Here is a 9,414-nt window from a genome sequence, read left to right on the forward strand (position 1 = left end):
AAGGTAGCTGGGCATTTTACATCAAGTGCAGCACTGTTTCCCATAATTCGATAGACTACGCCTGTCTATTGACCTATTAGTTTTCATCGTCAGCCGTCCATGCCTACTAAGCCTTCCATACACAAGCTCAGAATGCGTCTGGCACAATCAGAAGCATTACCGCAGCTCACGCTGATTGCGTTGTTCACCGGCCTTTTGTCAGGTGGGTTTCTTGCTGTTTTTGAGCAGATGCTTTATCTGGCTGGCGCTTTTTCTCAGCGTTCACTGATACCAGAGCAGATATTTTCAACCGTTGTATCTGTGGAAAGTGGCTACGAATCGCTCTCACCCCTAATTCGTTTTTTTGCACCTGTTGCCGGTGCCGTACTGTTAAGTCTGCTGATTAAATTATGCCCCAGGGACCAGCGTTCTTTCGGTATTGCTCATGTGATCGAAAGACTGACCCTGAACCGGGGCTGGCTACCGATTCGCAATACGATCATTCAATTTTTCGGGGCATTCATCGCCCTGATCAGTGGTTTTTCTGTTGGTCGGGAAGGGCCTGCGGTTCATATTGGTGCAGGCGTAGGCAGTTATCTCGGGCAAATTTTGCGGTTACCGGCAAATACTCTCGGCGTCCTTGCCGGATGTGGTGCCGCTGCTGCCATTGCCGCATTGTTTAACACTCCTATGGCTGGTGTTATTTTTGCCATGGAAGTAGTGATGAAGGAATACACTCTAGAGAGCTTTATTCCGATCATGGCGTCTGCCGTGATGGCGTCGGTGGTCACCCAGACGGTGTATGGCTCCACCACCGCCTTTCAGATTCCGGTAATCCCTCTGGCCTCTATAGAAGAGCTTCTTCTTACCGTTATTACTGCCCTTATTATTGGTTTACTCGCGGCCCTGTTTATTCGGGTCAATCTGTTTGCCATTAAGAAAAAACAGAAACGTTTAACGATACCTCTGCTTTGTGCAGGCCTACTGATGGGGATTATGGGTGTACTGATTCCAGCCACCATGGGTGTTGGTTATGACACCATTCAGTCACTGCTTCATGGTGAAACGTTCACCATCAGCTTCTTAGTTATTTTATTACTGGCGAAGCTGGTCATTACGGCAGTTGTCGTCGGGCTTGGGGTGCCCGGCGGGGTCATTGGTCCTTCATTGATGATGGGAGCAACTACCGGTGCTTGTATGACGATGATTGCCAGCCAGTTTTTCAATATTTCAACCGCGCAAATTACCTTTCATACCGTCACTGGCATGATTGCCATGATGGCCGCCGTTCTGCAGGCACCGCTGGCGGCATTGGTTACCGTGCTGGAAATGACACAAAGCTCTGAGATTATTTTGCCCGCGATGTTGTCCATCGTGATTGCCTGTCTGACTTCCAGCCAACTCTGCGGCCAGCAGGGGATTTTTGCCATGCAGTTCCAGGTAAAAGGCTTGAATATCCGGGTATCGCCCATGGCACAGTTGTTGAATCGGGTCGGTGTTGCCAGCTTGATGGTAGATAATCGCAGCAGTGATGTTTTGAGCAATCCGCCAGCACACAGCATTGACATTCAATCAACCGCCCATGAAGCACTGAAGATGATGGATGATTACAAAGTTAACCAGTTGTTGGTCATCAAACAAAAAGCAGAAAATAAAACTAAACCCTGTGGTGTCATTACTCGTACAAGCATCAGGCAGTTGTTGTAGGTAGCTGTCGTAAGCCGCTATTCAAATGAAGTCATATTCGCTACTCTCTGCTCATCAATAACGTATAAATAAGGCACCTCTATGCTATGGATTAAAGCGTTTCACATTATTGCCGTGGTCTGCTGGTTTGCTGCGTTGTTCTATTTGCCCCGGCTCTTTGTTTATCACGCCATGAGCGAAGATCAGGTGAGCAAAGACCGCTTCATTATAATGGAACGAAAATTAATGCGGGGAATCGCCACCCCCTCAATGATTGCCACATTGGTTCTTGGGTTCTGGCTGCTGCATTATATTCCCGGTTATATGAGCGCAGGCTGGATGCACGCAAAGCTAACGCTGGTTGTATTGACTATGGGCTATCACCATATGTGTGCCCGATACATGAAACAGTTAGCCAATGGCACCAGCACGCACAGTCATAAGTTTTTCCGGGTATTCAATGAAATCCCTGTTTTATTCCTGGTGGGTATTGTCGTTCTTGTTGTCGTAAAACCCTTCTGACGAATGAGCATGAGGCGTACTGATAGTGCGCCTTTTAATTCACACTGGTTAACAAACAACCTCATCTCTATACTGCATATACGCATCAATACGCAGTCCAATGACGCAGGTCAATGGTTATAATGGTTTCCATACCGTTTCTTTATTTAATGCCGTGACGCTTCATAGCGATCGGTTCAGGCCGTAGCATATGGCGGGTTTGATAATTCCATTCATCAGGAATTTATCGTGAACTGCGCGGTCAATTTCATTAGTACACCTTTTTCACTGAATTCACTGGAAAGCATTTCTATGAGCAAAGACAGCGTTCTGGTTATTAACTGTGGCAGTTCTTCCCTGAAGTTTGCAGTTATCAACCCGAAAACCGAAGAGGAAAGCATCAGCGGCATCGCCGAGCGCCTCGTGGGTAATGAAGCTTTTATCACCTGCAAAATCAACGGTGAGAAGCAAACCCAGCAACTCGGTGCTGCTGGCCATGAAGGCGCCATCGAAGCACTGGTTGGCGTTCTGCGTGACAACAACCTGATGGATTCTATTGAAGCCGTTGGTCATCGTGTCGTTCACGGTGGTGAGAAGTTCACCGCTTCTACCCTGATCACCGACGAAGTACTGCAAGGCATCGAAGACTGCAGCCATCTGGCACCTCTGCACAACCCTGCTCACATTCTGGGCATCAAGGCGTGCATGAAGTACTTCCCGGGTCTGCCACAATCTGCTGTTTTTGACACCGCTTTCCACCAGACCATGCCTGCTGAAAGCTACCTGTACGCTGTGCCTTACAGCCTGTACAAAGAACACGGCCTGCGTCGTTACGGCATGCACGGTACCAGCTACCGCTATGTGAGCAAAACCGCTGCTGATATGCTGGGTCTGGATTACGACAACAGCGCCATTCTGGTGGCTCACCTGGGCAACGGCGCCAGCGCCTGTGCCATCAAGAACGGCAAATCCGTTGACACCACCATGGGTCTGACGCCTCTGGAAGGTCTGGTCATGGGTACTCGTTCCGGCGATATCGACCCGAACGTATTCAGCTTCCTGAACAAGCAGCTGGGTTACTCTCTGGATGAAATCACTGATATCCTGAACAAGAAGTCCGGCCTGCTGGGTCTGTCCGAAATGGACAACGACTGCCGCGTGATCGAAGACGCTGCTGCTGAAGGCAACGAACGCGCTCAGCTGACTCTGGACGTTTTCTGCAACGTTCTGGCCAAGAAACTGGCTGGCTTCGCTGCTGAAATGGGTCGCATCGACGCACTGGTCTTCACCGGTGGTATCGGTGAAAACTCCAGTACTATCCGTAAGAATGTGCTGAATCGTCTGTCCATCTTTGGCTTCGACGTTGACGAAAAAACCAACGATGAAACCTTCCGTGGCAAGAGCGGCGTCATCACCAAAGAAGGCGCTACCGTTGCCATGGTTGTCGCTACTAACGAAGAACTAATGATTGCCCGCGATACAGAAACTTTGATTGTCGGATAATGATCGCCGACTAAACTTTTCTGTAGTTTGATGATCTAAAAGAACAGGAGGTTATTTAACCTCCTGTTCTTTTATAAACCTCCTGTTCTTTTATAAGAAGTCTTTTATGAGAAGGATTTTCTAATGCGCACATTTTTTCTGGCTCCTACCCGCTACGGTGCTGGCCTGACTTCCGTTACTCTCGGACTGGTTCGTGCCCTCGACAGTCTGGGCCTGCGAGTCAAATTCTTTAAGCCAATCGCTCAAATCCATGTTGGCGATACCGGCCCGGAACGCTCCACCAAACTGGTTCAGCGCATCATGGACCACGAACCACCGACACCAATTTCTTCCCACCGCGCAGAAGACCTGCTGGGTGACAACAAGGGCGATGTCCTGATGGAAGAAATCGTTGCCCTGTTCCAGCAAGCGTCTGAAGATTGCGACGTTATGGTGGTGGAAGGTCTGGTGCCAACCCGTGACATGCCATACGCCAACCGCCTGAACAGCAATATCGCCAAAACAATCAATGCTGAAATCATTCTGGTGTCCGAGCCTGGCAGCGATTCCATGGCGGATTTGGCCGACAAACTGGAAATTGCCGCTGATAGCTTTGGTGGCATCAAAAACCCTAATGTCATTGGTTATGTTCTGAATAAAGTTCCGCCTGAAGTGGCTGAGCGAATGAATACCGAAGGGCATTTCCAGAGCTTACCAGAATTTGCCCGCAAGCCATTCCAGCCCCTGGGTTACATTCCTTTCGATACAAATCTGGCATCCCCAAGAACGCTGGATATCGCCCAGCACTTAAAAGCAGAAGTGATGCACGCCGGTGAAATTGAAACCCGTCGTGTGACCTCCTATACGCTGAGTGCCAGAACACCGACCAACATGATTCACCACTTGAAGCCAGGCAATCTGCTGATTACTCCGGGTGATCGTGATGACATTATTCTTGCCACTTGTATGGCCGCTCTGAATGGCGTGCCGTTGGCGGGCCTGTTGCTGACCAGTGGTATTCGTCCTTCTGATGCGATCATGGAACTGTGCAGCAAAGCCATCAGCACTGGTCTGCCAGTGATGATCACTGAAAGTGATTCATACAAAACAGCAACATTGTTAGATCGCCGTCATGACGAACTACCCATTGACGACACCGCTCGTGTGGAAGTTGTTATGGATACGATTGCTGCAAATCTGAACACCGGATGGTTCAAGCAGCAGTGCTCTTCTCTGGCCGAGCGTCGTCTGTCTCCACCAGCATTCCGCTATCAGCTCGTGAAAAGAGCACAGAAAGCCAACAAGCGTATTGTTCTACCAGAAGGTGATGAACCACGTACTATTCAGGCGGCTGTAATCTGTCAAGAACGTGGTATTGCTCAGTGCATTCTGTTGGGGCAGCGCTCTGTGATCGAACAGGTAGCGAAAGACAATGGCATCACGCTGCCAGACGGTTTGGTGATCATGGAGCCAGAAAGTGTTCGTGGTCGTTATGTTGAGCCGATGGTTGAACTGCGTAAAGGCAAAGGCCTGACTGCCCCCATGGCAGAAGCTCAGCTGGAAGACACTGTAGTGCTCGGCACCATGATGCTGGCCATGAAAGAAGTCGATGGTCTGGTATCCGGCGCCGTTCACACCACCGCCAATACCATCCGCCCTGCATTCCAGCTGGTAAAAACCAAGCCAGAAGCTGGCGGTCTTGTGTCGTCTATTTTCTTTATGCTGCTGCCTGATCAGGTTCTGGTCTACGGTGACTGTGCCGTTAACCCGAATCCGGATGCTGAACAGCTGGCTAACATCGCGATTCAAAGTGCTGACTCTGCTATTTCCTTTGGCATTGAGCCTCGGGTTGCCATGATCAGTTACAGCACAGGCTCTTCCGGTATTGGTGCCGATGTAGAGAGAGTTCGTGAAGCGACCGAGATTGTTAGGGCCAAACGTCCTGATCTGGTGATTGACGGACCTCTGCAGTACGACGCAGCTTCTGTTGAATCCGTAGCTCTGAGCAAAGCCCCAGGCAGTACCGTTGCTGGTCGTGCCACTGTGTTTATCTTCCCTGACCTGAACACGGGTAACACCACTTATAAGGCCGTTCAGCGCAGTGCAGACGTGATCAGTGTTGGTCCGATGCTGCAAGGTTTAAACAAGCCTGTAAACGACCTTTCCCGTGGCGCACTGGTTGATGACATTGTTTACACCATCGCTCTAACGGCGATTCAGGCTGAGAACGATTAAACAAAAGAGCGGGCTTTTGCCCGCTTCCTTATAACGGTAAGCTGATGATAGAAAAAAAAGCTCTATTTCCTATTTTCGAACGGAAATCTCCGAAAATAAAAGAAAAACCCAATACAATATTCTCAAGTAAAAAAGTGTCGATTGCTTCAAGCCACAATCAACATACCCTCCAAGCGACAATAGATGAATCTTTAATAAGCTTATCTGACAGAAAAGGCAGAGCCTTACAAAAGGTAAATTTTACTAATGTGCCACGAAGCTCCAGCAAAGCTTGCACAAATGAGTCAAATACTGAATACCTCTCAACACAAAATAGAGAGTTTCAAAAAAGCATTGTTTTATTACCAAAAAAGGATTGTTCTCGAAGTCATGAAACAAAAGCCCATAAATACTCCCTGAAACAACCCAAAATGAATAAATGCGAATACTGCCCTTATTCTTTTACAACTAATGACGTCCTTCAAAAACATATACTAAACAGGCATTCATCACAATTCTACAAACCATTCAAATGTCCTCTATGTATTAAATCATATGCTCATCATAACACACGACACACACATTTAAGGACAGTACACAAACTCACACTCAATCAAGTACAGTCTCTAAACCTTAACAATCGATCGCTAAAATAACTCTAAAATTACAATATTTCTAATTTTGCCGATAACTCTTTCCTATGCCCATATCAAAAGAAAATAGACGGTGCAGGGAAGCACCAGGAGACTGTAAATGACAACAACCACTTCACCCTCAACATCCATCCTCACCTGTCCTGACTGCATGCATCATGCGATCGAAACTATGCCTCAGGATGCCTGCGTGTATCTTTATGAATGCAGAAACTGCCAAAAACTGATTACGCCCCAACAGGGCGACTGCTGTGTGTTTTGTTCCCATGGCAACCAGCAGTGCCCTACCTCTCAGAGAGATAAGAAAGCTTACTCACCGATGGCTGTTACCGCTCAAAGTGCTGGTTAATGAATGAAAAAAACGGAACCCAGAGAGAAGAAACCGTATCCTGAAGATGATCCAGTAACGCTTTTCTTAAGGAGTTTGGGGTATGAAGTGTCTGCCTATTACATGGGCAGCACCTCGCTTCTTCTGGGTGCCAGCTTTGAATATAACGGGTTTGAAATTGTCTACCGAGTAGAAGGCGATACGATCATCATGGTGATATACCGTCGTCTGGATGATTCCGCCAAAGGTCTGAAAAACAGTTTTGAACCGTTCATTTGGTTTTCTGAGCGACTGATCTACGACATCCCTGAAATCAAATTCATGCGAGGCAAGCCAAATGCACTTCCTGCCTTAAAAGACAGCGCCCTTTCCTCCCAAAAACTCCTTCGATTCTATTGCCATTTGATGGGCGCTGAACCAGACCCGCAGATTGGCTGGTATCGCTTTGAGCTGGCAAACTACAAACCCATGCGCGAGCGTCTGCGAGAGCGCAAGTCATCGGGTTCTTCTTAATCAATACCTTACAGTGCCGTTAATAAATTATGTGTTTATTAACAGGTGTGTTGAAGGTAATGAAAGTCAGAAAAACCCTGATTTACTCTCTGGACAATCAAGACCCGGATACCCTTAGCCGAAACTCCCTGCTCTATCGAGCAGCAAATTGGCTGGAAAACACCATGCGCACTTTTCAGGCAGAGAAAAACGATAATACACCACTATTTTCACCAGACCTTTCACCAGACCTTTCACCAGACCTCTCACCAGATCTGACCGACTTTTCCCTTGATAACGATGTGGACGATTTCCCTTTCCGTCGCTACCTCCTCAAGAGCCGCCCTTTTATGATAAGACGTGGTCGTTTACCCATCTGCACCAATATGAAACGCACCGGTCCTTACCACTGGTAGCCCACGCCCATCTTCACCCGGTTATCAACCTTTTTTGATTCTTCTGCCGGATCACTGTCGTAATCCAACATATGCGTCAGATTCCAGGTAATATGCTCTGTTAAGCCCACCTTAATGCCCTGAGTTACATTGACCAGTACCGTGGACTGATTCAAGCGAAAAAAGGTTCGGCTATTCGCAAAGTAATCCCAGCGTCGAAACAACGGCGTGCGATAGTTAAACACCCAGGTCAGGGCGTAGTCTTTCTGGGAAGGAGAGGACTGATAATCTTCCCAGAGCCGGCTGATACCACCACTGGTTCTCAGTGTTTTCTGGGACGTTTCCCAAAACCGATAACCCAGCGTGCCACCAAGAGACGTTCGGGTTTGTAAATCTTCTTCAGAATCGTACTCCTGCTCAGCCGCACCCTGAACAAACCAGTGTTCGGTCAGATAACGACTGTATGAGTAGCCAAGTTTCCATTCTGAGCTTTTCACACCTTCGTCGTTTTCCAGATCTAAATCCCAGTAGACGGCATTCTTATTCCACTGATCATCAATATGAACCTGCCCTTCGACACCCACCAGGGATTTTTCATCATTGCCGGACTTACTGTCTAATGAAGCAACCAGATTGCCTTTCAACTGCCAGCTATCCGCCAGTGCCGGTTTTTCAACATGAATACCCGCTACTGGCCACACACTGGAAAAGGATCGTTCACGACCATCACCATCGATAACGACCACACCCGGCGTCAAACCTTTCAAGTTTCGAAGGCTGGCCTGCTTTTCACCGACCAAACTCACCCATAATTGTCGATCAGCATCCATCGAGGTGACGTATTTTAAGTCAAGCAAAACAGTGCCTGCATACTTGGTTTTCAGGCTGAGCTTTCCGACTTCCAGCTTTGTAATTTCGCCTGAGAGTACATCACCATTGTTCATCCAGACCGTGTCAGCCCCAGCGTTACTACTCAACAGGAAGAACAGCAGTAACGTAGAAGCCAGCCGATATCGATATCTCTTGGCATGTAGCCTTTTAGTTATAAAAAACAACTGTCAGCCCACCTTCGAAATTGGAAGTGTTCAATTTTATCAGACCCAGTCAGTCAAATTTTTGATCTAACCACCCACCAGCGTCTATAAGTAGTTGATCAAATGTAATCGAAAAATCCTGACCGATTGAATATTAATTCAGCTGATGACCTGTGCTGCAATAGTTATAGAGAGGTTATGGCTAATTGTGTTTGCCTCGATGTACTGTTAACTCAAGCAGTCACAATGTCAGTAATGCTTACTGGTCGGTCAGTGATTTATTCGAAAGCAAATGGTTAACTACTTAACACACTATTATCAATAGATTGAGTACTTTATTTATAGTAACTCACTGATATTAGAAGGTTTATCCGTAATCACCCAGATAGTAGTCGCCTACAGGAAATTCAAAGGAAAAAATAATGAGCAAGGACAAAATTGAGTCATCTCAGCAATCGAATGCAGAGCTTTTTCTAAAAGAGCTTGAGAACGCTTTTAATATTAAAAGAACACCTATTGCAAAATATAATGATCGAACAGCTAAAGCATACATTTCAACAGAAAAAGATAAAGCCCATCAGAGCAATGCTGCATCATCTAAATATGCACAAAGCATCATACATGACGAATTAACTTCTGCACTTTCAAAC

At 47.1% G+C, this 9,414-nt stretch carries 9 protein-coding genes; 8 read left to right on the plus strand and 1 reads right to left on the minus strand.

Annotation, left to right across the window (positions count from 1 at the left end):
* The first annotated feature begins 99 nt into the window (after positions 1-99).
* The 7 genes from AKL11_RS03115 (at position 100) to AKL11_RS03145 (ending at position 7,751) form a co-directional block, all read left to right on the plus strand.
* Positions 100-1,686 (plus strand): chloride channel protein, encoded by a 1,587-nt coding sequence (locus AKL11_RS03115; protein ID WP_095210123.1) that lies wholly within the window; start codon positions 100-102, stop codon positions 1,684-1,686.
* 81 nt (positions 1,687-1,767) lie between these two features.
* On the plus strand, positions 1,768-2,187 hold the full coding sequence (gene hemJ / locus AKL11_RS03120) for a protoporphyrinogen oxidase HemJ (protein WP_067515136.1): 420 nt from the start codon (positions 1,768-1,770) through the stop codon (positions 2,185-2,187).
* A 291-nt stretch (positions 2,188-2,478) separates the two neighbouring features.
* Positions 2,479-3,669 carry an acetate kinase gene (locus tag AKL11_RS03125; protein ID WP_067515371.1) on the plus strand — a complete coding sequence of 397 codons (1,191 nt, stop codon included), beginning with the start codon at positions 2,479-2,481 and terminating at the stop codon, positions 3,667-3,669.
* Between the two features lie 123 nt (positions 3,670-3,792).
* Positions 3,793-5,883: a phosphate acetyltransferase gene (gene pta, locus AKL11_RS03130; RefSeq protein WP_067515137.1), complete on the plus strand. Its 2,091-nt coding sequence runs from the start codon at positions 3,793-3,795 to the stop codon at positions 5,881-5,883.
* Between the two features lie 732 nt (positions 5,884-6,615).
* Entirely contained in the window at positions 6,616-6,864 is a 249-nt protein-coding gene (locus tag AKL11_RS03135) for a GDCCVxC domain-containing (seleno)protein (RefSeq protein WP_067515138.1), read from the plus strand.
* Positions 6,865-6,867: 3 nt separating this feature from the next.
* Positions 6,868-7,356 carry a hypothetical protein gene (locus AKL11_RS03140; protein WP_067515139.1) on the plus strand — a complete coding sequence of 163 codons (489 nt, stop codon included), beginning with the start codon at positions 6,868-6,870 and terminating at the stop codon, positions 7,354-7,356.
* A gap of 59 nt (positions 7,357-7,415) precedes the next feature.
* Entirely contained in the window at positions 7,416-7,751 is a 336-nt protein-coding gene (locus tag AKL11_RS03145) for a hypothetical protein (protein WP_067515140.1), read from the plus strand.
* On the opposite strand, the gene AKL11_RS03150 is transcribed toward AKL11_RS03145, so the two are convergent.
* The gene (locus AKL11_RS03150; RefSeq protein WP_157673385.1) at positions 7,739-8,707 is read right to left on the minus strand and encodes a DUF481 domain-containing protein; all 969 of its coding nucleotides are present in this window, start codon (positions 8,705-8,707) and stop codon (positions 7,739-7,741) included. The genes AKL11_RS03145 and AKL11_RS03150 overlap by 13 nt on opposite strands.
* 479 nt (positions 8,708-9,186) lie before the next feature.
* Here AKL11_RS03150 and AKL11_RS25530 point away from each other — a divergent pair.
* A partial coding sequence (locus AKL11_RS25530) for a hypothetical protein (RefSeq protein ID WP_172807229.1) occupies positions 9,187-9,414 on the plus strand: 228 nt, incomplete at its 3' end.

The sequence above is a fragment of the Endozoicomonas ascidiicola genome, from assembly GCF_001646945.1.
Taxonomy (GTDB): Bacteria; Pseudomonadota; Gammaproteobacteria; order Pseudomonadales; family Endozoicomonadaceae; genus Endozoicomonas; species Endozoicomonas ascidiicola.